Annotated in this window: 20 protein-coding genes and 1 tRNA gene; 15 read left to right on the top strand and 6 right to left on the bottom strand. The window is 43.5% G+C overall.

The window, feature by feature from the left end; translation table 11 throughout:
• Window positions 1-16 precede the first annotated feature (16 nt).
• The gene (locus DI53_RS00850) at window positions 17-2491 is read left to right on the top strand and encodes a glycosyl hydrolase family 95 catalytic domain-containing protein (RefSeq protein ID WP_037494301.1); all 2475 of its coding nucleotides are present in this window, start codon (window positions 17-19) and stop codon (window positions 2489-2491) included.
• A 479-nt stretch (window positions 2492-2970) separates the two neighbouring features.
• Window positions 2971-7275, top strand: coding sequence for a hybrid sensor histidine kinase/response regulator transcription factor (locus tag DI53_RS00845; RefSeq protein ID WP_169741984.1), 4305 nt, complete (start codon window positions 2971-2973; stop codon window positions 7273-7275).
• 163 nt (window positions 7276-7438) lie between these two features.
• Here DI53_RS00845 and DI53_RS00840 read toward each other — a convergent pair whose 3' ends face one another.
• Window positions 7439-7933 (bottom strand): hypothetical protein, encoded by a 495-nt coding sequence (locus tag DI53_RS00840; RefSeq protein WP_131555129.1) that lies wholly within the window; start codon window positions 7931-7933, stop codon window positions 7439-7441.
• Between the two features lie 19 nt (window positions 7934-7952).
• Window positions 7953-8330, bottom strand: a complete 378-nt coding sequence (locus tag DI53_RS00835; RefSeq protein WP_037494296.1) for a hypothetical protein — start codon at window positions 8328-8330, stop codon at window positions 7953-7955.
• A 363-nt stretch (window positions 8331-8693) separates the two neighbouring features.
• Here DI53_RS00835 and DI53_RS00830 point away from each other — a divergent pair, with 363 nt between their 5' ends.
• The 7 genes from DI53_RS00830 (at window position 8694) to DI53_RS00800 (ending at window position 13052) form a co-directional block, all read left to right on the top strand.
• The gene (locus DI53_RS00830) at window positions 8694-9533 is read left to right on the top strand and encodes an SDR family oxidoreductase (protein ID WP_037494294.1); all 840 of its coding nucleotides are present in this window, start codon (window positions 8694-8696) and stop codon (window positions 9531-9533) included.
• Between the two features lie 48 nt (window positions 9534-9581).
• Window positions 9582-9845 (top strand): Atu4866 domain-containing protein, encoded by a 264-nt coding sequence (locus tag DI53_RS00825; RefSeq protein WP_037494292.1) that lies wholly within the window; start codon window positions 9582-9584, stop codon window positions 9843-9845.
• Between the two features lie 10 nt (window positions 9846-9855).
• A complete protein-coding gene (locus tag DI53_RS00820) occupies window positions 9856-10770 on the top strand; it encodes a helix-turn-helix domain-containing protein (protein WP_037494290.1) in 915 nt (304 codons plus the stop codon).
• 190 nt (window positions 10771-10960) lie between these two features.
• Window positions 10961-11233 (top strand): hypothetical protein, encoded by a 273-nt coding sequence (locus DI53_RS00815; protein ID WP_037494288.1) that lies wholly within the window; start codon window positions 10961-10963, stop codon window positions 11231-11233.
• 80 nt (window positions 11234-11313) lie between these two features.
• Window positions 11314-11589: a hypothetical protein gene (locus tag DI53_RS00810; RefSeq protein WP_037494286.1), complete on the top strand. Its 276-nt coding sequence runs from the start codon at window positions 11314-11316 to the stop codon at window positions 11587-11589.
• A gap of 296 nt (window positions 11590-11885) precedes the next feature.
• Window positions 11886-12584: an alpha/beta fold hydrolase gene (locus DI53_RS00805; RefSeq protein ID WP_157836740.1), complete on the top strand. Its 699-nt coding sequence runs from the start codon at window positions 11886-11888 to the stop codon at window positions 12582-12584.
• Between the two features lie 180 nt (window positions 12585-12764).
• The gene (locus tag DI53_RS00800) at window positions 12765-13052 is read left to right on the top strand and encodes a hypothetical protein (protein ID WP_037494284.1); all 288 of its coding nucleotides are present in this window, start codon (window positions 12765-12767) and stop codon (window positions 13050-13052) included.
• Here DI53_RS00800 and DI53_RS00795 read toward each other — a convergent pair.
• The 3 genes from DI53_RS00795 to DI53_RS00785 are packed head-to-tail and all read right to left on the bottom strand — an operon-like array spanning window position 13035 to window position 16355.
• The gene (locus tag DI53_RS00795) at window positions 13035-14198 is read right to left on the bottom strand and encodes a glycosyltransferase family 4 protein (RefSeq protein WP_037494283.1); all 1164 of its coding nucleotides are present in this window, start codon (window positions 14196-14198) and stop codon (window positions 13035-13037) included. The two genes, DI53_RS00800 and DI53_RS00795, sit on opposite strands and share 18 nt — an antisense overlap.
• Window position 14199: 1 nt before the next feature.
• A complete protein-coding gene (locus tag DI53_RS00790) occupies window positions 14200-15195 on the bottom strand; it encodes a flippase-like domain-containing protein (RefSeq protein ID WP_052071915.1) in 996 nt (331 codons plus the stop codon).
• Complete coding sequence (locus DI53_RS00785; protein ID WP_037494282.1) at window positions 15180-16355, bottom strand: glycosyltransferase family 4 protein; 1176 nt, start codon at window positions 16353-16355, stop codon at window positions 15180-15182. The genes DI53_RS00790 and DI53_RS00785 overlap by 16 nt, the downstream gene beginning before the upstream one ends.
• A 195-nt stretch (window positions 16356-16550) precedes the next feature.
• Between DI53_RS00785 and DI53_RS00780 the strand changes: the two genes are divergently transcribed.
• The 6 genes from DI53_RS00780 (at window position 16551) to DI53_RS00755 (ending at window position 22252) form a co-directional block, all read left to right on the top strand.
• Window positions 16551-17564, top strand: coding sequence for an endonuclease/exonuclease/phosphatase family protein (locus tag DI53_RS00780; RefSeq protein ID WP_052071913.1), 1014 nt, complete (start codon window positions 16551-16553; stop codon window positions 17562-17564).
• Between the two features lie 209 nt (window positions 17565-17773).
• Entirely contained in the window at window positions 17774-18667 is an 894-nt protein-coding gene (gene xerD / locus DI53_RS00775) for a site-specific tyrosine recombinase XerD (protein WP_037494279.1), read from the top strand.
• Between the two features lie 70 nt (window positions 18668-18737).
• A complete protein-coding gene (locus tag DI53_RS00770; RefSeq protein WP_037494278.1) occupies window positions 18738-19058 on the top strand; it encodes a hypothetical protein in 321 nt (106 codons plus the stop codon).
• Between the two features lie 43 nt (window positions 19059-19101).
• Complete coding sequence (locus DI53_RS00765) at window positions 19102-21426, top strand: TonB-dependent receptor (RefSeq protein WP_037494276.1); 2325 nt, start codon at window positions 19102-19104, stop codon at window positions 21424-21426.
• A gap of 11 nt (window positions 21427-21437) precedes the next feature.
• Window positions 21438-22067 (top strand): hypothetical protein, encoded by a 630-nt coding sequence (locus DI53_RS00760; RefSeq protein WP_037494272.1) that lies wholly within the window; start codon window positions 21438-21440, stop codon window positions 22065-22067.
• A 113-nt stretch (window positions 22068-22180) separates the two neighbouring features.
• Window positions 22181-22252 (top strand) — tRNA-Arg (locus DI53_RS00755).
• Window positions 22253-22397: 145 nt separating this feature from the next.
• On the opposite strand, the gene DI53_RS00750 is transcribed toward DI53_RS00755, so the two are convergent.
• Window positions 22398-23288: an OmpA/MotB family protein gene (locus DI53_RS00750; RefSeq protein WP_037494271.1), complete on the bottom strand. Its 891-nt coding sequence runs from the start codon at window positions 23286-23288 to the stop codon at window positions 22398-22400.
• Window positions 23289-23350: the final 62 nt, after the last annotated feature.

The following is a 23350-nucleotide window of genomic DNA, read 5'->3' as shown; positions in this document are numbered from 1 at the left end:
AAAAAAGTTAACCAATATGAGCGACAGAAGAATACGACTGCTACTAATTATAACGGCTACGCTGCTATTGCAGCTTACAGTGGCCGCGCAAGATAAATTTAAACTGTTTTATGATAGCCCTGCGGCGGATTGGAATGCAGCGTTGCCTTTAGGAAATGGGCGACTGGGAGCCATGGTTTTTGGAGGTACTGCGCGGGAGGAAATTCAGTTGAATGAAGAAACGATTTGGGCGGGCGAGCCAGGGAATAACGTGCCGAAAGGAAAGCGTGGGGCAATTCAGGAAATTCGCGATTTGCTTGCCGCAGGGAAAGCCCGTGAAGCGCAAGCGCTATCAAATGAAGCATTCCCTAGAGCGGCACCAAAAGATTTGGATTACGGGATGCCCTATCAAACCTTCGGCAGTCTTTTTCTAGATTTTGCTGGGCACGATCAAGCTAAAGATTATTACCGCGAGCTGGATATAGAAAATGCGGTGGCTAGAACGACATATAATGTGGGCGGCATAAGCTATAGCAGGGAGATGTTTACGTCGTTTGAGGATGATGTGGTCGTGATACGATTAACGGCATCAAAACCAAAAAGTCTGTCTTTTAAGGTCTCGCTGAATAGTCCGCATAAAGAGTACCGCGTGGTGACACGCGAAGACGATCTCGTGCTTTCTGGCAATTCTGGATCTTTCGACCGGAAAATCGGGAAGGTACAGTTTGAGGGGGCGGTTCGGCCAGTTCTTGATGGCGGGAAACTACGGGTAACGGATGATGCCCTAGAGATAAGGGAAGCCAATGCGGTGACACTGTATGTCTCTATCGCGACAAATTTTAAAAAATACAATGACCTGAGCGGAGATGCTTCGGGAAAGATGCAGACATGGTTGGATAAGGCAGCAAAGCGGAGATACGAAAAGGCGCTGGCCGCGCACGTAAAGCTTTACAAGCAGCAGTTTGGCCGCGTAACGTTAAATTTGGGCACTTCGGCGCAGGCGCTGAAAACGACGGACCGGCGTATTCAGGAATTTGCGACCGCGGCCGACCCCCAGTTGGTAGCGCTGTATTTTCAATTTGGACGCTACCTGCTGATCAGCTCGTCACAACCGGGCGGGCAGCCTGCCAATTTGCAAGGCATATGGAACCACAAGCTCAATCCGCCGTGGGATAGCAAGTATACCGTAAACATCAATACGGAAATGAATTACTGGCCGGCAGAAGTAACCAACCTGAGTGAAACACACGAACCGTTGTTTTCCATGTTGGAAGATTTGACTGTAACGGGGAAGGAGAGTGCTGAAGCGATGTATGGCGCGCGAGGCTGGGTGATGCACCATAATACCGATCTATGGCGGATCACGGGAGTTGTTGATGGTGGTTTTTATGGGATGTGGCCGATGGGTGGTGCTTGGTTGAGCCAGCATATTTGGCAGCATTACCTTTATAATGGTGACCGCGACTTCCTATCGAAATACTACCCCGTACTGAAGGGAAAAGCGCTGTATTACTTAGACGTGCTGCATAAGGATCGGTCTGGGCAATACCTTATTCTGAGCCCCTCTATTTCGCCGGAAAATACGTACATGGATGGCGGCGTGGGTGTTTCTGGAGGGACTACGATGGACAATCAACTGATCTTTGATGTATTCCATAATTTCCTCCAAGCAGCAGAAACGCTTACGCTGGATGATCAATTACGCGATAGTGTACGTCAATCGTTAGCGCAATTGGCGCCTATGCAAATCGGTCAACATACGCAATTGCAGGAATGGCTGGAAGATCTTGACCGGAAAAACGATAAGCACCGCCATATTTCGCATCTCTACGGGCTATATCCCGCGGGGCAGATATCGCCTTTCCGCAATCCTGAACTCACTGAGGCTGCGCTGAACTCGTTGACCTATCGTGGTGATAAGTCTACCGGGTGGTCGATGGGCTGGAAGGTGAATTGGTGGGCCCGGTTATTAGATGGCAATAGAAGCTACAAATTAATCCAAGATCAGTTAAGTCCGCCGGAAGGGGAAATAGGGCAAGGCGGCGGAACCTATCCGAACCTGTTGGATGCGCATCCACCGTTTCAGATCGACGGTAATTTTGGTTGTACAGCTGGAATTGCGGAGATGTTGCTGCAGTCCTATGACGGTAACATCTACCTCTTGCCTGCACTGCCTGATGCACTTCCGAATGGCAAAGTGACAGGATTAAAGGCACGTGGCGGTTTTATCATTGACCTGGCTTGGCAGGATGGCGCTGTTACCGATGTCAAGATTCATTCGACGCTAGGTGGGAATTGCAGACTACGCTTGCCGAAAGAATTGGTGCTAAAAGGCAACGTCGATATGACGGAAGCCGTTGCTGAAAATAGCAATCCTTTTTATAAAGTGAATGCGATTAAAAAACCTTTATTATCAGATAAAGCAACATTGAAAGGGATTGCTTTGCCTGATACTTATTTGGTAGATTTTGAAACGCGAAGCGGTAAGGACTACGTCTTCACGGCGGAGTAATGGCTAAAAGGTATTTTGCATGCGTTTGAAAGCAGATCGATGCGGTATTTAATAAAAAAGTGGCTATGCAAGCGGCCGAAGTGTTGCTTAACAAAGCTATAGCTCTAAATTTCTGTGATGAGGGGGGGCGACAACGCGCCTCCCCATTATTACGTCTATCTGGCAACTATAAAAGTGATTGATTTTATAACGAGTAATGTGCATTGTATGTACGCCTCTTAATTTCTTGACCTGCAGACAGCGTGTTTTAAATAGCATTTTACGCCAGCGAAGATTTCTTACGAAAATATGATGACAGCGGGTCGAAAGAAAGCAGCGCAGGCGCTGGAAATTTCGAAACGGAGCTATTAAGAATGTGGCGTTATTGGGGACTTCATCCTGTATTAACAGTGCCGTGTGGGTACAGGATGCCCAAAATAAAAAAAAAGCATATATTGTCTCTCTACAATAGCGCTAACAAACTAAACGTAAATCTGCAGATGGTATTCAGGTACTTCCTATTGGGATTAATAATGACTTTCCGGTTTTGTGTCGTCCTAAGTCAGGAGATCGTAGAGATTACCTCATACACTGGCGATCAAGGTGCCTCTCATCGTGCAATATCCAGTATTCTTAAGGATGACGACGGCTTTATGTGGTTCGGCACTTGGAATGGCATCAATCGTTTTGATGGAAATACGTTCAAAACCTTTGAGTCTTTTACATCGGAAAAAGGTGTTTTTCCCGCAAACCGGCGCGTGGTTCAAATTGCCGATAGCAGAGATAAGCATCATGTACTTTGGATGGTAACGTATGATAAGCAGGCTTACTGGTTTAACAAGAAAACGGAAACGTTCTATTCACTTAGTAGCGAGATTAATCGGGTTCTTGGAAAAAACGTCGCTATCACGAAGATCTACCAAGTCAAGCACGGACGTGTATGGCTAGCCACGGAACAAAACGGCGTTATCGTATGCAACTTCGAAAACAACGCAGTCAAAGTTCATCATTTAAGCCAGGCACACCCTTCAGGCACAGGCATTCCTTCTGATGAAATACACATCGTACAGCTTGACAAGGCTGGTAAGGCATGGATTGGAACCGGTCGAGGAATCTATTCCGCGCAGTGGAGCGATGATCGGTGGAAGACTGAAAACATGACGTCCTCGCGGATGGAGGAAGCAGTGACCATAGCCGCGCAAGGGGCTTGGGGGCAAGCTTTTGTGGCTGGAGCTAATAAGATCCTTCTGTATCCAAACGGAAGCAGAAACGCACAGGAGCTGGTGCTTTCTCCTAGTAAAATAAGTGCTTTACTGTTTTCCCGCTATGGAACGAGCCTATACGTGACCTGCACAAACGGAGATCTATTTAATATAGATCTTACTAATGGCAAAAGTAATCGCTTGCTCAGCCATGAAAGGTCCCTCTTAGGATTGTTTGAAGATTCAAAGGGCAACTTGTGGATCGATCGCGGTTTTGGAGTTCTTTATTTTGAACGCAGTAATAGCAGAACGACGGTCTTTACTCCTAAATATGTCGAACGAAACATAGTCGTTCCTTTTTTCTGCTTCGAGGACGTCAATAATAGGGTATGGATTAGTATGCGCGGTGGCGGATTTTGCTATTATGACGTGGAAAGCCGTGCCGTTAAATTTTCTACCGAGGAACTCGAATCCACTCGACTAGATCTACCGCAGTACAACAGTCATCTCTTTTACGACAATGGTGGTACGGTATGGTTTACCTCCGAGGAAAGGGGATTGGTCAAGTTAGTTTTTCCGAACACAAAGTTTACATACCATAACCTTGCACTTAACGATAACCGATTCTTGTATGATGAGGTCCGCAGCATCTTAAACGATTCCAAAGGACGGCTATGGACAGGAACAAAGAACGGTAATATCTATATCCGTAACGGATCGGGGCAGTTTACAGCGGCTTTCCACGACCGCAGGCTAGCCGAGTCTGGTGGCGTGTATAGCCTGCTGGAGGGCGGGGAGGGCACCATATGGATCGGTACCAAAGGCGCAGGCTTATTTGCTGCTCGCGTGGAAGGCAACGGTTATAGACTCGAACATTTTTCTGCCTTAAACAAGGCTCTATCGGCGTTGCAAATTTACAGTATGGCGATAGATCGCCATCAGAATATTTGGATTGGGACTTTTGATAATGGTCTTTTTAAACTGGAGCAGGCGTTCGGGACTGTAAAGGTGAGAAAAGTAAATTGGAAAAACTTGCCTAAGGGATACCGCACTTTCAGTAAGATCCGGCATATTATGCTAGATGGCGAAGATAATCTTTGGATGGCAACAACTGAAGGCGTTGTAGTACGAAATAGTGAGGGGGTATGCCGCTACTTTTATGACAATCCGCCAGCCGATGTTGTGCTTGGTGATAATGATATTCAGCATATTTTTAGCGACTTAAACGGTCGGATCTACCTCTGTACCTCTGGCGCAGGGCTTACCAAATTTGAGGGCAAGCCTTTCGGGAAATTTAAGTTCACCAACTACGGCGTGCAACAGGGACTGCAAAACGGGTATATTACCAGCGGCATTGCGGACGACACGGGTGTACTATGGCTGGCGACAGAAGGTGGTCTGGTGAACTATGATAGCAAAATAGATCGATTTTTCAACTTGGAAAGTAGTGTTGGACTGCGTAGCGCGGCGTTTTCGGAAAAGGTGGTGTGTAGCTCGCCAACGAAGGATATTTTTTGGGGTACGCGCAGCGGGGTGTTACAATTTAAGTCAAAAGATCTAATTGCTAGGCGGGAGGCGCCTAACGTCGTTTTTACCAAACTGTTGGTGAATAGTGAAGAGAGAAATGTAGCTGATGCACAGGAATACCATGATATTCAATACCTTGATCAGCTTTATTTGGCGCATAACGAAAATAACCTCAGCATAGACTTTGCTATAACCGACTATCAAAGTACACAACACTATTTCAGTTATCGGCTATTGGGCTTGGATACGTTGTGGCAGCAGAATGGAAGCCTAAATAGAGCTACATTTACCAACCTCAAACCCGGAGAATATACGTTTGAAATCAGGGCAGATGACAACTTCTATTCCAGTATGCCATTTCGACGGCTGACAATTATTGTCGCTTCGCCTTGGTGGGCTACTTGGTGGGCCTACGCGCTTTACTTTGCACTAGCCGCAACCCTGTTCTTTTTTATACGTCATGCTGTAAAATCCATATGGCTATTGAAGCAAAAGGTGGCATTACAGAAAAAACTCGGTGAGCTAAAGATGCAATTTTTTACCAATGTCTCTCACGAGCTTCGGACGCCGCTGACGTTGATACTAAGTCCCGCAGAGCGACTGGCAACAAATTCTGCGTTGGACGGAGATCAGCGGCAGTATGTAGAATTGATCACAAGGAATGCGCAACGGATGCAGCATTTCGTTGACCAGCTTTTAAGCCTTAGACAGGTGCAGGAGGGGAAATACAGATTGAACAGAACCGCTGTAGCTACTAATGCTATGCTGATGCAGGTAGTCAGCGGATTCGAGCTGCTCGCCAGAGAAAAAGCCGTTAATCTGGAAGTTAGCATCCCAGAAAAGGAAGTTGTGCTGCATGTAGATAAAGATAGTGTGGAAATTATACTGTACAACCTATTGTCTAACGCGATTAAATATACGAAAGCTAACAGCGTTGTAAAGATATTAGTTGAAGTTAGTACGAATGGACAAGCCCTGGAAATCGCTGTTATGGACGATGGGCCGGGTGTATCGGACGAAGAATTAGACGCGATTTTTGAACTGTTTTATATAGGATCCTCTGATACCTATACGGGCAAAAAATCAGGGATTGGTCTACATTTCGTTAAGGAGCTGATCACCTTGCACGGGGGCACCGTTCGGGCCAGAAATCTAGTGCATGCCGGGCTGGAGGTCCGTTTTACTCTTCCTTTAGAACGTGTAGAGGAAGAACTTGTATCAAACGACTTTTTCGTTAAAAAAACGTCCTTATTGGTGGATACACCTATTGTGAATTTGGGGCAACTTTCCGTCGATATGCCCGAAGAAAGGCCGCTGCTGTTGCTTGTGGAAGACAATATGGAATTGCGTACGTATCTGGAGTCTGAATTGAGTAAACACTACAGGGTGGCAAAAGCTGAAAATGGGAAAGATGCATTTACTATGGCTACCGAACAGCTTCCGGAGCTTATCCTAAGTGATTTGATGATGCCTGTAATGGATGGTATTGCACTCCTGAAAGTACTTCGAGCAGACGATCGTACCAGCCATATCCCAGTAATTTTGCTTACCGCAAAGCATGGTATGGATACGCAAATTTCCAGTTTGAATCTGGGCGCTGATCTCTACATCACGAAGCCTTTCCATCTTGAATTTTTGCTGGTTTCTATCCGTAACCTACTTCGTAGTCGGCAACATTTGTTTAAGCGCATGGTGAAGCAAAGAGACCTCTTGATAAGCCAGGATCATGCAAAGATCACCGACCACGACCGCGACTTTTTAAAACAGGTTATTGCGTTAGTAGAGGAAAAAATGCTCGATCCCGAGCTGAACATTGATAGTCTTGCTGATGCCCTGAACTTAGGAAGAAATACGTTTTATAAAAAGTTTAAGAGCCTTACAAATCTAGCTCCTGTCGAATTTGTGCGCGATATGCGATTGGAGAAATCAAAGATCATGCTGGACCAAGGCAATTCAAACATCTCGGAGGTCGCTTACAGTGTGGGCTTTAACAACCCTAAATATTTCAGTACCTGTTTTAAGGAAAAATTTGGTGTTTCCCCTAAAAACTATCTCCTGCAGCACCGTGATCATTAATAGCGACCAATATTTTTAATAAGCGCAGATGAATAAAGGCTTAAGCTATTTTATCACATGTTATAGATCAGAACGATAGTATAAATTTACCCAAATTGGTAGTCAGATAGTAAATATAAACAACAAAGGCAGCTTTTTTTGGCTGCTTTTGTTGCTAAGAATATTATCTTAATGCTTTTCGGCGTTCAATCTCTGCCTGCAGGTTCTGGAACCAAGCTTGATAAACTGGTGATTCATAAATCATTTGCTCTTTCGTATCCTTATTGACTTGCCCCCAGTATCCATTACGGCTTGACTCCGCGCCCTCGTATAAGGTAATTTTTACTTCTGTTACGGCGTCATTTATCCCCTCCACGTAGAACATAGCTTTAGACGTATTAGCATCTTTAGAAGTTCCCCATAAAGCACGCTGCATATTAGCATTCCTATTTTCTAGACGTTTGCTCGCATTTATCAGCCCAACGCCTATGTCGGCTCGATCGACGATATAGCTTTCCGATTGAAGTAAACTGATAACGGACTTAAACACCAAATCTTGATCAGACTCAAATTGTTTAGTTGTCATCATCTTGACTTCTGCCGGTGATTTGGTGATCATTTGTGTAGCACAAGAACTTAATAGCGCTATAGCGCAAAGGAGTGTAATTAATTTCTGCATGTTAGTATATTATTTTAGGTTAATAAGCTGTGGAAACGACTGAGTAATCTTTAACTATATCCTCTTCATCGAATGTAATGATAAAATCGAAAGATTTACTACTTGTACTTTGGCTAGCTCGTTGTCCTGAAAAGAAATCAGTTGATCCTGCTCTATTCTCGACAGACATTTTGTTGTAGCTCCATACCTCGCGGTTTGATTTGTTTTTTGATACAAGATTTGGTGTTCCAAATAGTTTGAGAATCTCTTCCTGCGTTGTTTCGTTTTTGACAATTTTGCTTTTGACGGCACCTATGGTGAGGTTACTTTTTTCCGTAGATTCTTCAACGCCGTATTTATAACTTTTGCAAGCGCTAAGCGATAAAATCAATAATCCATTGAATAATAGTTTGTACATATTAAATTAATTTTTTGCAAACATATTTACTACTTCATGATAAACATTACGGCTTACCGTATTAGAGATGTATGGACTTCGCCTATACGTGAATGTCCTTCGAAGTACCTAGAGCGGAAAAGATACAAAAACATAAAAGAGAGCTAAAACTATTCGAAAATAGTACCTAAATAACTATTGCGATTTACCCTCCAAGTGATGTGTCATGTTTTTAAAGTATGTGAAGAGGTTATGATACGTAAAGCGGATCACTCCTCCTAAATCCATGATATGGTTACGTAATTTAATGATTTGGCTACATTAGAAACCGCGCGTTACTGCAATTTTGTTACATCATTTTAAACATCTATAAACTTTAAAAAAATGGAAACAAAAAAAGTATGGTTAGTTACTGGAGCATCTAAAGGTTTGGGACTAACGCTGGTGAAGAAATTGCTGGAAAATGGTTATCGCGTTGCCGCTACATCACGGAGCGCGCCATCATTGATCGATAACTTGGGAGCACGTTCTGAAACGTTTTTACCGCTTGAAGTAAACCTTATCGATAACAACGATGTGAAAGCAGCTGTTGAAAAAACGATCGCACATTTTGGCAACATCGATGTTGTGGTGAATAATGCTGGCTATGGGCAAATAGGCACACTGGAAGAGCTAAGTGACGAGGAAGCAAGAGAAAATTTCGATGTAAATGTTTTTGGAACGTTGAACGTGATCCGACACGTAATGTCTTATTTAAGAGCGCAACGATCGGGTAAGATCTTTAATATCTCTTCAGTGGGTGGATTTTTTGGCGGATTCCCCGGATGGGGCATTTACTGCTCCAGCAAATTTGCTGTAGCAGGATTTACCGAAGCGTTAGCCGAAGAAGCAAAGGCATTTGGCATTAGCGCTACCGTGGTTTATCCGGGCTATTTCCGCACGGAGTTTCTTTCAAAAGGTTCTGTGCGAACGCCCGCTTTACCGCTACCGGAGTATGAAGCTGCACGGCAGTCTGAAAGATCGCATTTGGACAGCATTGGGGGCAATCAGCCAAATGATCCGGAGAAGGCGGCGGATGTATTAATCGCGGTTAGTCAGAAAGAAAACCCTCCAGTACATCTATTGCTAGGCGAGGATGCTTATGGGATGCTAAAAGACAAAATGGAGCGGATGACCCGAGACGTGGAACAATGGAAAAGCTATACGCTATCTACGGCATTTTAATACCTATAGCCTCTTAAAGTGATTTTGCGGAAATTTAAAACTAGAATAATGGACTTAAATAAAACAATAGAAGAAACCAAAGCCTACATCGGTATGTGGGTAACTGCCGACGGCCAAATTAGGCACCAACTTTTACCGACCAATCGTTACGATGAAGCGCGCGGAAGCCGTGAAAGTGCCTATCAAGGAAGCTTTAAGGTGTCGGGCAACCATATCGACTACAAAGATGACACGGGCTTTGTCGCAGATGGGGAATTTAAAGACGGAATTTTGTATCATGGAGGTATGATTTTGTATAAGCAAAAAAACTAATTTAGTACGCATGAAGAAAACATTCCGCCTTAATTCGATCGCTGAATTTCATGCATTCTGTAACTTACCTAATCCAGAACACCCGTTGATTAGCGTAATTGATTACAGTAAGGTAGCCTATCCCTTTGATGAGACCAATGTGAAGTGGGTGCAGAATTTTTATACGATCGGGCTGAAGCGGAATGTTCATGGCAAATTTAACTACGGCCAGCAGCAATATGATTTTAATTCGGGCATTCTCTCTTTCATTGCGCCGGCCCAGTTTTTGAAATTGGAAATCGACCTCAATATGGTTGTCGAGCCAACAGGCTGGTTGTTGCTCATTCACCCAGACTTTCTTTGGAGTACGGTATTGGCGAAAAAGATCAAGTCTTATGACTTTTTCCAGTATGCAGTTAACGAAGCACTTTTTCTGTCAGATAGAGAAGAAAATATAATCGTTGAGATTCTTCTTAATATTGAAAAAGAATACCAATCGAACATGGACAAATTTAGTCAGGAACTTATCATTGCACAACTTGATATGCTCTTGATCTATTCCGAACGTTTTTACGAGCGACAGTTTTTAACCCGAAGAAAATCCAACTTTGAATTGTTGGAACGTTTCGAACAGGTGCTTACTGATTATTTTAAGAATGGCACTTCAATAGCAGGCGGTATTCCAACAGTCACTGAAATCGCCGAACGACTAAATATATCGCCCAATTATCTAGGTACGCTTTTACGCTTGCACACGCAGCAAAGTACACAGCAGCATATCCAAAACAAGCTCATTGATTGTGCTAAGGAGCAATTAAGTAGCACTGACCTGTCTATAAGCGAAATAGCTTACGCTCTAGGATTTGAACATCCACAGTCATTTAGTAAATTATTTAAAAGCAAAACTAGTCAAACACCGTTGGAATTTAGACAGTTATTTAAATGATTAAAGACGATTTATTGGAAGGGGATTCTCAACAGAGCATTTATCGAATGCTAGGGGGAGGAGCCGTTGTTTTAGTTTCATGCCGAATAAAATCTACAAATTTTTACGCAATCGATTGCTTGAAAAGATTTTCATTATAACTTCAGCTTATATTATCCGATATTTGCGTTCGATAAATCCACGATTTTAAATGGAGAGGAAGAGTTTAAAGAGAGTTGGCGAAGCAATATTAACCGTGCATCCACCAAATAGTTCGTATGTAGCCAACTATTTTATGGTAGCACACACCGACCAAATCACAGGGGTGGGGCTTTTTCACGATGGCAACGAAGATTGTACCGTAGCCATGGTTCGCGATATTGACGGTTTAAAAATGACTTTAGCCTACTGCGCGGACAACTATCCCATCAACTACAGCGATATTGAGGAATTAAAAAAAATATACGAATCCAAATTCTCCTGATAAGCGTTAATAGAAGAACGTAACTGTAACGGCCGTTTTTAGCACCGCTATAGTTTGTGACAATCTATAAAAATGCAGCGATGGATAGAATGGAATTGGTAAAAACAGGGGAGCCTATATTGACCACTAGCGTGATGGACGGTCTTTATAAAGCCTCTTATTGGTTAGTGGCCTACGAAGGAAAAATTGTAGGCGTAGCCCTGTACCACAATAGCAACAAGCATTGTACACTAGCGCTTATACAAGATAAAAATGGAGACAAGCTTTTGCTGGGTCATTTCCGCGATGGCTATCCTGTACCTGACAAGGAGTTTTTCGAATTGCACAAGATATACGATTGGGCCTTTCAAAAGTAATGTGGGGGCATTGCAGCAATTTATTATATATATTTCATCTAATCATTCTATCATCGGTAGACGACTCATCTTTCAAAATCTCCGAAACTGGTTATACGGGTTACAGATAGCGATACGTTATTTGTATAGTTCTTGATATATTTTATATCCGTTTCGCGTCGATTGACTACCTTTATCGAATGAACTTTTGTCGATTGCTTATTTATGCTGTCTCGTTACTCTTCTCTATAATGGGCTTTGGGCAATCCCAAAGTAGGATGATTTCTGTCGGCAAGCACCAATTGCATGTTAACATAATGATTGGAACAGGAATGCCAATCATTTTCGAATCGGGAGCTGGCAACGATGCGTCCGTTTGGAATGAATTGCTCCATCTACTACGGAAAGATATTGCAGCACCACTAATAACCTACGATCGCGCAGGATTTGGAAAAAGTGGAATCGATACATCCAATGTAAACCTGCCGCAAGAAGTGCACGATTTAGAAATGCTTTTATCAACATTGGGATTTGAGGGACCGTGTGTATTCGTAGCGCATTCCTTGGGGGGTAATTATGCCATGAAGTTTATAAACAACAACAAGTACCCCGTCAAGGCGGCGATATTTATCGACGTTGTTACGCCTTACTTTATGACGGAAGAACGAGCGAGACAAACAAAAGCGCTGTTTTTGAAAGATCTTGATGTGATCAAAGCGGAAAGTCTTGGATTCTACCATTTGGTATTAAATTATGAGCATACAAGTTCTATTATGCGACAAGTTTCGCGTTCAATAAATATACCACTTACGATTATCGGATCTGGACAAACGCCGTTTGAAGGTGCCGACCGAGACATGTTCATCGCCGGCTTGAAACAATTTGCGGGTAGCGGAAAAGATCGTAGGTATGTCTTTGTAGATCATGCACAACATCATGTTTTTTATGACGAGCCGCAATTAGTGTCTGACGAAATTGTGCGTTTATACAAACGGATCTGCACCACTCTGGAATAGCCAGGCTATCTTCCTAAGCTTTATCAAATACCGGCTATTTCTCCTGTTTAATAAGTCGCCTCATCGACGAATAAATCGGAACTTCAACCACGTTCAAAATCGTCGAATTAACGTCTTGTGGCAGTATTTTACCAGATAAAAACGGAGTCATTAAAGAATTATTCCGTATATTAGTAAACTATGGAATTAGTAAAAGTTACAAAAGAGGTGCTAGAAGATGCGCAGAGCAAAGGATACACCGCCATTGTCACCCAACATAATTCAAATCCACTTGAGCCCATTTGGATCTTTGAAAAAGTAAAAGAAGATAAGCTTAGCCAATTCGAAGAAGACCTTCATTCTTCATTTCAGGTTTGTTACGCAATCGCTGATGCCCTTGAAACCATCGATGAGCATCCGTTTATTGGAAAGGTAAATTTGCTTTCCTCAACAGGGCTTCACTCCGATGAATCAGCTATTGATAATTGATTGGAAAAGTAGGGCGTAGCCTTTCACCATCTTATCCCATCCAAAATGTGAAACTGTAAAAGCGCTATACGCTTTTTTTCTATTTGTATAGTCTTCTTCTTCGGATAAGACGTTTTCGATAGCGGTGGTCCATGCAGCTGCATCTTCATGCTGAACGTGAAGACCGTTTTTGCTGTCCAAGATGGCGTCTGTGATTCCTTCAATATTTGAAGCGAGAACCAGTGTGCCGCACATGCTGGCTTCCAAGCAAACGAGGCCAAAACCCTCCATATCTCCCTTGATTTTTATGTTGGGCATGAGGAAGGCTTGCGCATGCGTCAGCAAAATTTTGAGGTCGTCTAAAGGTAATTTACCTAAATGACGCATGCGCTGTGCGTGGTTACTTTGTTGAAGTAAACTTCGAATTTCTGCTTGATCGGATGGAAAGCCGAGGAATAACATGATCAAATGTCGCCAACGCTTCGGGAGTTTGTCTAGCCATTTTTCAGTTTTCGTAGGCTCGCTCTGAAAGGGGCCGGCGAGAAGAAGCATGACATCAGCCGGCAGTTGGGGCAATACCTCACGGATAAACCAGGAAAAGCCTTTCCGCTTCACGGGGCGCCCCAGCAGCACGAGCATTTTTTTCTCTCGCGGTAGTTGGTACTGATCTAAGAAAGCATCCCACTTTTGGAGGCAGGGTGCTGTTGAAAGTTCGTGGTCGATACCGTTCAAAACGACAGAAACTTTGTTCTTCGCGACACCACGAGCGATTATGGCATTCGCTGTGGCTTCGCTAACGGCGATAATATGATCGAAATTATTAAAGCGTGGAAGGACAAAACGCTGGTACAAGGCTAGCGGAAAGACGACGTCTAGACCATGCACCGTAACCACGCGCTTGATATGTCGATAGCCGCTGTGCCATAGGCTGAGTGCAGCAATCAGACCATCATTGAAGTGTATTAAAGATATCCTCGGATGGCTGTGTATAGCCTTCAATATCCGATCATTCAGCTTCCTGAAGAAATGGAAATAACTCTCCTCACCCGTATGAACAATGTAATGCACCTTCGCACAGTTGCGCATGCCGTTAATAAGTTCATAGCTTTGCTTCTCCATACCGCCGGTAGCTGGCGGATACTTGTGGCTTACAAATAACACTTCCATATCATACTAAAGTTAAAGAGCGTGTTTTTTTAGCGAACCCGTAGAAGATCATCCCCATTAAAAGCCAAAATAGCTGTCTTGACCGTCGCAAGATTGAAACCGTTAACCATATCGAGGTGGCTTGGATGCCAATGGCGGTCAGTACCAATTTATTTCCTAACTCTTCCACGCCAAGCTGTCCCGGAATAAAAGCACCTAGACTTTTTACGATAATGACACCCATATCCAGCAAAACGCCATGCATCATTTGTACATCATAACCTAAAAACAGAAGAATGAGGAAAAATTCTAAACTACCTACCAGCCAGTGCAGCAACGAGAAGAGGTACGATACCCAGAAAGCTTTAGGCTGCTGCTGATAAAATTGCTGTGATTGGTGAATGAGTGTCCGAATTTGTTGATACAGTCTTCTCCAGAAAGATGGTTCAATAACGTCTGCGTTTATTTTCAATGTGGTATGTAGTAGGTAAAAAAAAGCAGTTTTTATTACAAGAAGGCTGATAACCAGTGCCCAAATACCTTGTGCAATGTAGGAGGGCGTTGCATTGTGTGAATACAATACCAGCCAAGATGCGGCAATCATAAAAAGAAGCAATTGGGAAAGTACAATCGTGATTCTAGAGACCACTATAGAGGAAGAGGATTGCCCCCGGGCTATGTCGTAAGGTCTTAGTAGCTCATCTTTTAATAAATCACCGCCCACAACGCTTGATGGATTATACAAGCCTACCGTCTCACCAATCTGCCGAATAATAAATAACTGTTTCAGGCTGATCTTTTTTCGCTCGCTACCCAAGCATATCCACCAAGCGACAGTCGCAAGAAAGTAAGCGATGAATGTCGAGACTAAGAGAAAGATAAAACGAAAGCCGATTTTGTACATTTCTTGCCATACCAATTTAAAATCCGTCTGCAGAATAAAAATCGTCAAAGGTACGAGGATGGTAGCAACGATAAGTGGCTTTAGCCATTTTTTACGCCTTAGCAAGCTGTCCATAGTAAATTGCGGCTAGCGGAGCCGGCCAATGCTTTAATGTCTTCAAAATAACGTTCCACAAGATTTTCCCAATCCAATTCCTGGACCTGCGCTAAAGCCGCGTTGCTGATGACTTGATGAAGCTCGGTATCCTTAAGCAATAAAGACAGGTGGATAAGATAATCCTCGGGCGATTTAGGCAAGCATTTATAGCCGGTATGGCGATGACGAATAAGATCTGCGCTGCCCCCGCCATCGGCAATTACACAGGGCAGACCAGAAGCCATTGCTTCTATGATAACGTTTCCATAAGTCTCCGAAGTAGATGTAAATACAAATGCGTCACAAGAAGCGTATAGTTTTGCCAGTTCTTCGTGATCTAATTTTCCAAGGAAGTGTGCATTTGGCATCTGCCTTTGCATATCTTCCCGGGCTGCGCCATCACCTGCGATGATTAAGTTATGTGCCAAATTCCTACGCTGCAGCCGCTGATAAATTTCGATCAATGTTTGGACGTTTTTCTCCCACACCAGGCGGCTGGCAAAAAGTATGTTTGGCTTGTCATTTCCCGTAATCGAGGTAACGTAAGTTCGATCTCTTTTATTTGGGTTAAATAAGTTCAGATCAATACCGCGTTGCCACAGGTTAAGCTTTTCGGCCTCCACGCCGAAATGTTCCAGTTGCCTGATCATTGATTGCGAGGGTACGTACACACTCTCGCAGCTATTATAAAATTTTCTGGTCGCTGAAATCATCCAGCGCTCGATAGGTCTAATCAAGGCTGGCACTTTCCGAAAATAATAAGGTATATAGGAAATGAAATTTGTATGATAAATGCTAATAACGGGTATGTTTCGCTGGCGTGCATAGCGTGATGCGAAAAAGCCGAGCAGTGAAGGGGTGGCAATATGGATCACGTCAGGCTGAAAAGCGTCTAGTTCCTGCTTGAGTTGTTCTTTTACCAACATGGGCATCGTCAGGCAATAATCTTTATTCACGCCCGTATTGATCGTCGGAATTTTAAGCGAAGCATGCCCCGCCATTTGATCGGGACCTTTTCCGTACACGAAGAGGTACGAGAAGCGTGATTGATCAATTCTGTTTATGATCTGGAACATGGTGCGTGAGGCGCCGTCAAACTCTTCAATCAGTATCTCTGCAAAGAATGCTACTTTTACCATATAATCAGGTTTCGTTATTTTTACGAAAATAGGTAACCTATGTTTCCTAAATAATGACTGATTGTTAATGATTTATGAATTTTTATCGCTTGTTTACATCAAATAAATAATTCCACTATAAAAGATTCATCTTGAATTTATGAAGAGGTAACATATGCTCCTTAGTTTTGAATCAGCATCATCGACTCTACCTGTATGGATTTATATGTTGTGTGGCAAAATCAAAAAAAGTGGTTAACGGCAATTTCTGCGTTTCTCCTTTTTAGTTGTTGGATATACTTAACGAGATTCAATCAGATCACATTCAGCGAAAGTCGGCACATCTATCCTCACGTTTCTTTTTCGAGCGCCGCTGAAGAAGGCGAATTAGCAGTACTCACGTACAATGTTGCTGGCCTGCCGGAAGTGATATCCGCGGCAAAGAGCCCTCGCGCAGCAAGTATGAAAGAGATTGGCCAAAAGATTAACTCGTTTGATATCGTCAACGTCCAGGAAGATTTTCACTACCACCGCGAGTTATACGACGGTGGTAACCGGCATGCCTATCGTACGGAGGAAAAAACAGCTATTCCATACGGGGACGGATTAAATACCTTATCAAAATATCCTATAGTGTTTACGAAGCGTATCGCTTGGAAAGACTGCCATGGCACAGATTGTCTTGCAGCGAAAGGGTTTTCCGTTGCGCGAATCCAGTTAGCAAAGGATGTGACTGTAGATGTTTACAATGTGCATGCAACATCGCAAGATGACCTAGCAGCAGCTTCCGCCCGGCGGAAAAATATAAAACAACTATCAACATATATCAATACATACTCCGTGGGACAGGCGTTGTTGGTTATGGGTGATTTTAATGCACATTACAGTGCTAATTGGGACAATCTGCCAGACTTTACGAAAGCTACACATGTGAAGGATGCTTGGTTGGATACTTGGAACGGCGGAGTAATGCCGAACATAAACGACAACTTCACGCCTCAGGAAAAACTAGCACTCACGGATAGTTGCGAAAGTATCGACAAGATCTTCTTTAGAAATAATAATCAAATAGAATTTACACCGCGCTCGTATAAAATAGAAAAACAGCGATTCTCCAATCGAACCGGACAATCCCTTTCAGATCATTGTGCTGTCTCATTCACATTGACATGGAAAAAGAAATCAAATGATTTGCTGTTAGAAAGCCAACTTACCGCCAGTACGCATTAAATGTTTCGAATGCTTACATGTTGTGCTGGCACAATCGGCTACAAAATTAATCAATGCTGATTCGTTAATGGGTCACTATTGGATTGATGGTATAAGACTTAAGTTTCCCCGGCTTAAGTCTTATTTGTTTTCGAAACACCTGCGTCTTACATGCTGATCTCGGAAACCTCGTACAAACATATTAGCCAAATATTGCCTATAATTGCATGATGATATGGGAAGACGTCAAGAAGGATTTTAAACGTTACCTACAGTTGGAACGTAATCTATCAAACAATTCGGTAGAGGCTTATCTCAATGATGTACATAAGCTGGAGGCATATTGTGCATATGTGAAGAAGAGCTTGGAGCAGGTTGACAGACGGACTATACAACAGTTTTTGATTTTTATCAATGATTTTAATATCTCACCGTATACACAAGCTCGATTGTTGTCTGGATTGAAAACTTTTTTTGCTTTTCTGCAAATTGAATACGATTGGTCGACAAACCCGGCGGAGCTGTTAGAATCGCCGCGGTTAAGCAGGAAAATTCCCAGCGTGCTTAATGTTCAGGAAATCGACGCGCTGATTGGAGCCATTGACCTGTCTACAAACGAAGGTATGCGCAATAAAACCATTTTGGAAGTACTTTATGGATGCGGATTGCGTGTTTCCGAATTGGTTGGATTAAAGATCTCAAACCTGTATCTGGATGTAGAATTTATCAAGGTTGAGGGGAAAGGCAATAAGGAGCGACTCATTCCTGTCGGGAATCAAGCGATCAAATACCTAAAGATTTATTTGAATGAAGTGAGGCCGCTATCGCCCGCTAAACCGGGGCATGAAGATATCGTTTTTCTGAATCGTCGTGGAGCACAACTAACGCGCGTTATGGTATTTTTGATCATCAAGGATTTGGCAAAAAGTATCGGGTTGACGAAGACCATCAGTCCGCACACTTTCCGACACTCCTTTGCCTCCCATTTAGTGGAAGGTGGTGCAGATTTACGGGCCGTTCAAGATATGCTGGGGCACGAAAGCATCACCACGACGGAAATTTATACGCATATTGATAAAGACTATTTGCAGTCAGTTATTACACAGTACCATCCACGTTCCTGACATTCCAGCGCAATTTAAGGAGGATATAAATTTGCAATGCTGTTGCATTTGTGTTACCTTTGCGCTACGCATGTTGAAAAAAGTATTATTGCAGGTATGGCTACTATTTAGTGTCGCGGGCTTATTGTCGGCGAGCAGCTTGCAGTATACGCATGACACCACGCATCATACCTGCCCATCACACGCTGCTGAGCAACATGCGCTTGCAGATGATTGCGCGCTGTGTTGGTTCGTTTCGCATCAAATTGTATTTGGTTTCCGTGTGGATGTCGTTCTTCCTGAAGCGCAGGTGTCTAGCCGCGCCCTACCGAAGTTCAAAGCATTTTCACTTGCGCTACCTGAAAGCGCTCCCTCCTTAAAAAGTAATAAAGACCCGCCCTTTTTTGCATAGACTAGGTAAATAAGTTTTATACAAAGATTATTAAGTACAATACATGCAAAAAACATGGATTGGGCTTTTGCTGTTGCCAATGTTTTTTTGGCAGTTGGCAAATGCCCAGAAGGGTTGCGTTATACGCATGCAGGGGGAAGTTAGATCCACTGCAGGCACGCCATTAACGGATGTTGTCATTCGGCTGGATAGCGATAGGGCCACAACTACGGATCGTCTTGGACATTTTGTGTTCAACAAAATGTGTGCAGGCAGCTACCAAGTAGCTGCTTCACACCTAGGCTATCATGGCAAAGAGCTTTCGCTATCGCTTTCGAAAGATACGACACTGGTATTTGAACTTCTGCCAGATGCTATACATCTGCAAGATGTCGAGATCATTGGACAACAACAAGGCTCTCTTTCCAGTAGTGTTCACCGTTTATCTGCACAGGAACTTCAGGAAAGCCGCGGGAAAACTTTGGCTGAATCGCTTACTGCTATTTCCGGCGTATCCACGATCGGTATGGGAAACAGTATTGTAAAACCGGTAATCAACGGTTTGCATAGCAACCGTATTTTGATTATGAATAACGGAATTCGCCAGGAGGGACAGCAGTGGGGGGTGGAACATGCGCCTGAGATTGATCCCTTCCTTGCTGATCGTTTAGAAGTGGTAAAAGGAGCGCAGGGCGTTCGCTATGGTGCGGATGCTTTAGGCGGCGTGGTCTTAGTGCTGCCCAAAACGATCGACACATCAAAGCCTTTCAGCGGAGAGCTTGATCTGCACGGGCGGAGTAATGGGAGAGGAGGGGTTGTAAACGGAGCTTTTGAAGGAGGCATTGATAAAATCCCGCAGCTCGGTTGGCGTTTGCAAGCCTCGGCTAAAAAACTTGGCGATTACGAAACGCCCCACTATGTTGTGGGAAATACCGGCGTGGAGGAGCTTAATTACAGCGCGGCTTTAGATTATAAGCGGGATAAAAACAGCTTTGCGTTATTTTACAGCCACTTCGGGACAACGCTGGGCATTTTTACCGGTGCGCACATCGGAACCGTTGCAGATATTGAGGCCAGGATTCAAAACGGACGCCCCTTTGAAACCTACGATTTCACCTATAAAATAGGCGCGCCAAGGCAAAAAGTGTCACACGATTTAGCGAAGGCCACATGGAAGTATAAATTTAATGCTGATCGCAGTCTGGACGTACAGTACGCATACCAGCGCAACCATCGGCGCGAATATGATGTACGTCGCGTAGAATCCGATGATCTGCCTATGGCCGATATGGTACTTTCAACACAATCCTTGGATGTGGTACTAAAGGAAGGAAATAGCTCCATCGGTATACAGTCTTTAGCACAGATCAATAACAACACGCCCGGAACGGGGACAACGCCTATTATTCCCAATTTCGACAGTTATAGTCTAGGCCTTTTTGCTATACATCAGTTTCACATCGGGCGTTTGCATGCCGAAGCGGGTGGGCGATATGATTTTAAATACCTCGATGTGGCAGGCTATCGCTACCGCCGCGATGCCGTGAATGAGGATGGAAGCATACAGCAATATCTGCTTACCGCTACGCGCCGGTTTCATAACGCGTCTGGTACGGTGGGCGTGCTTTACCACTTCTCACCGCAATGGAGTCTGAAAAGCAACATAGGATTAGCTTGGCGTGCGCCATCAGCGAATGAATTGTATAGCGATGGTGTACATCACGGCAGTGCAACCTACGAGCTTGGCGACCAAAACCTGCGAAGCGAAAAAGGGCTGAAATGGATGAGTTCGCTGATCCGAAGCAGTAGTCGTATGCAGTTTACCGCAGATGTTTATGCGCAGTTGCTCTACGATTACATATACGCACAACCTAATCCCGATTCGGTAAGGCAAACCATCCGAGGCACCTTTCCCCTGTTTGTTTATCAACAACATGATGCGCTTTTTTATGGCGTAGATCTTCGGTTCAGTTACCAGCTGTGGAAAGACTTTCAGTATGATATAAACGCATCGTTGCTACGCGCCCGGAACTTGTCGCAACACACTTATTTGCCCTACATACCTGCAGATAGGCTGCAGCATGGTATTTCCTGGAAAATGTTTGGTCAAGACCAGCAACATAGCTACCTAAAAGTGGCCCACCGCTTCGTAGCAAAACAAAGCCGCTACGAACCGAATTCAGATTACGCGTCTCCGCCGCCAGCCTACCATCTTATCGATCTTGTGGCGGCAAAGCAGTTTCAACTTAACGAAGCTCATCAGCTAAACCTACTATTGTCTGTCGACAATGTATTCAATACCGAATACAAAGATTATATGGACCGTTTGCGGTATTTTACCCACCAAATGGGACGAAACATTAATTTAAAAATTTCTTATCATTTCTAAATAGTACTATCATGAAAAAAATCAATGTAGTTATTCTCGCGCTCAGTATCTTATTTTTTGCAGCATCTTGCTCTAAAGATGACCCTACCCCTGAAGTAGATCAAGAAGAAGTGGGTACAGCGAAACTTATATTCACTGAAGTGGAACGTGAGGCACATGGAGATCATGCACATTACAATGACATACAAAACCCTGAAGTTGTTACGGTCACATTTTCTGGTGCGGATATGTTGCCACCAGTTGGTGAGCATCTGCACTTGGAGGTGGGGAAAAGCTACCGACTGCAACTCGTGGCTACGGATTTTGCCGGTAGGGAAACGCAACAAACATTTGTAGCGCGTGCAGATATACATCAAGCGTTTATATTGGGAGCACCTGCAAACAGTCTTTCCTATGAATATGGAGATATCGATGCTAATGGCCAGGCCTTAAACGTAGGCGTTACGGGTTATCTAACAGTCAACGCGTTGGCGAATACCTTCACCATGAACTACGTTCTACGTCATTTAAATGCTGGTGTAAAAGGGCGAATCACCGCTGCAGACTGGAACAATGCAAGTTATAACCAGTTTACGGGTGAAAATGATCTAGATCTGAAAGTTAGCGTTCATTTAGTAGCTGAAGGTGATCACGATCACTAAATCATTAGCCTGTAGGCTGTTTGTAAAAGCGGTGCAAAAGCAGGGGCAGCAGAAATAATATTTTAGCAAATATCTGTATGAACTAAAGTAAAAAGTGTTATTTTTGCTCGCAAGTCTTCGTAGTTCAATGGATAGAATTTCAGATTCCGGTTCTGAAGATGTGGGTTCGACCCCCGCCGAGGACACAGCAAGGGTTTAGCGAAAGCTAAACCCTTTTTTATGCTAATAAGCTTCAGACTGTCGAAATTTTAGTTTACGCTTTAAACGAGAAAGAGGTCGTTCTCTATATGATGAGAACGGCCTCTTTCTAAAAAATGTATAGATCGTATCCTACTGAAATTCGCTCGTGCTCGTGCTATCTGCCGAGGACTCTGGGGCTTTATCAATCAACTCCATAAACTGATCCAACTTAGGAGTAATGATGATTTGCGTACGGCGGTTTCTAGCCTTTCCATCAGCAGAGGAATTGTCTGCGATAGGGTTGAATTCTCCGCGGCCACCAGCGGTCAATCGTTTTGGTTCCACGCCATATTGATTTTGTAAAGCTTGAACCACTGACGAAGCACGTAACGCACTTAAATCCCAGTTGTTACGAATATTTGGTTTCGATATAGGATCGGTATCCGTGTTACCTTCAATCAACACTTCGTAATCCTTATAATCTTGGATGATCTTGGCAATCTTGCTTAGTGTTTCGCCCGCTTTATCCGAGATTTCGTAGCTTCCAGATTTGTAAAGCATGTTGTCTGATAGTGAGATGTACACTACACCCTTTAAAACCTTCACGTCGACATCGCGAAGTTCCTCACGGCTAAGAGAACGTGTGAGGTTATTGGTAAGCACCAAATTAAGCGAATCACTTTTATTTTTGGTATTGACCAAATGCTGGATGTATTTGTTAGATGCGTTAATCTCGTCTACCAATTTCGAAATGTTCGCGTTCCCTTGGCTATTTTGGTTTATGCTCATATCAAGCGTACCTTGTAGTCGTCCTAGGGCTTCTTTCAATGATGCATTGTTCTTGCGCTCATATTCAAGTTGATCTTCCAGATTTTTGATCTTTGATCTTGCCTCGGTGAGATCCATTTGTCCTTTTTGATATTGCGCCGCAAGATCTTGATGTTGCGTCTGTAGGGCAGTATATTTTTTGTTGCTGACACAACTGGCTAGAAATAAGCCAGAAAGCAGCACGCCCACTGTAATTATTCTGTTGTTAATCATACGATAGCATTTTAATAGGAATAAAGTTACAAAAGTGATGCCTAAACAAATTGCTCTCGAAT

The sequence above is a fragment of the Sphingobacterium deserti genome (genome assembly GCF_000757725.1).
Taxonomy (GTDB): Bacteria; Bacteroidota; Bacteroidia; order Sphingobacteriales; family Sphingobacteriaceae; genus Sphingobacterium; species Sphingobacterium deserti.
The sequence above is the reverse complement of the archived record's forward strand: the minus strand, read 5'-3'. Positions and strand labels throughout refer to the sequence as shown.

Excerpts from the sequence above, each read along its gene's own strand:
- DI53_RS00850 (WP_037494301.1), top strand. The coding sequence starts at position 17 with ATGAGCGACAGAAGAATACGACTGCTACTAATTATAACGGCTACGCTG.
- DI53_RS00845 (WP_169741984.1), top strand. The coding sequence starts at position 2,971 with ATGGTATTCAGGTACTTCCTATTGGGATTAATAATGACTTTCCGGTTT.
- DI53_RS00840 (WP_131555129.1), bottom strand. The coding sequence starts at position 7,933 with ATGCAGAAATTAATTACACTCCTTTGCGCTATAGCGCTATTAAGTTCT.
- DI53_RS00835 (WP_037494296.1), bottom strand. The coding sequence starts at position 8,330 with ATGTACAAACTATTATTCAATGGATTATTGATTTTATCGCTTAGCGCT.
- DI53_RS00830 (WP_037494294.1), top strand. The coding sequence starts at position 8,694 with ATGGAAACAAAAAAAGTATGGTTAGTTACTGGAGCATCTAAAGGTTTG.
- DI53_RS00825 (WP_037494292.1), top strand. The coding sequence starts at position 9,582 with ATGGACTTAAATAAAACAATAGAAGAAACCAAAGCCTACATCGGTATG.
- DI53_RS00820 (WP_037494290.1), top strand. The coding sequence starts at position 9,856 with ATGAAGAAAACATTCCGCCTTAATTCGATCGCTGAATTTCATGCATTC.
- DI53_RS00815 (WP_037494288.1), top strand. The coding sequence starts at position 10,961 with ATGGAGAGGAAGAGTTTAAAGAGAGTTGGCGAAGCAATATTAACCGTG.
- DI53_RS00810 (WP_037494286.1), top strand. The coding sequence starts at position 11,314 with ATGGATAGAATGGAATTGGTAAAAACAGGGGAGCCTATATTGACCACT.
- DI53_RS00805 (WP_157836740.1), top strand. The coding sequence starts at position 11,886 with ATGATTGGAACAGGAATGCCAATCATTTTCGAATCGGGAGCTGGCAAC.
- DI53_RS00800 (WP_037494284.1), top strand. The coding sequence starts at position 12,765 with ATGGAATTAGTAAAAGTTACAAAAGAGGTGCTAGAAGATGCGCAGAGC.
- DI53_RS00795 (WP_037494283.1), bottom strand. The coding sequence starts at position 14,198 with ATGGAAGTGTTATTTGTAAGCCACAAGTATCCGCCAGCTACCGGCGGT.
- DI53_RS00790 (WP_052071915.1), bottom strand. The coding sequence starts at position 15,195 with ATGGACAGCTTGCTAAGGCGTAAAAAATGGCTAAAGCCACTTATCGTT.
- DI53_RS00785 (WP_037494282.1), bottom strand. The coding sequence starts at position 16,355 with ATGGTAAAAGTAGCATTCTTTGCAGAGATACTGATTGAAGAGTTTGAC.
- DI53_RS00780 (WP_052071913.1), top strand. The coding sequence starts at position 16,551 with ATGGATTTATATGTTGTGTGGCAAAATCAAAAAAAGTGGTTAACGGCA.
- xerD (WP_037494279.1), top strand. The coding sequence starts at position 17,774 with ATGATATGGGAAGACGTCAAGAAGGATTTTAAACGTTACCTACAGTTG.
- DI53_RS00770 (WP_037494278.1), top strand. The coding sequence starts at position 18,738 with ATGTTGAAAAAAGTATTATTGCAGGTATGGCTACTATTTAGTGTCGCG.
- DI53_RS00765 (WP_037494276.1), top strand. The coding sequence starts at position 19,102 with ATGCAAAAAACATGGATTGGGCTTTTGCTGTTGCCAATGTTTTTTTGG.
- DI53_RS00760 (WP_037494272.1), top strand. The coding sequence starts at position 21,438 with ATGAAAAAAATCAATGTAGTTATTCTCGCGCTCAGTATCTTATTTTTT.
- DI53_RS00750 (WP_037494271.1), bottom strand. The coding sequence starts at position 23,288 with ATGATTAACAACAGAATAATTACAGTGGGCGTGCTGCTTTCTGGCTTA.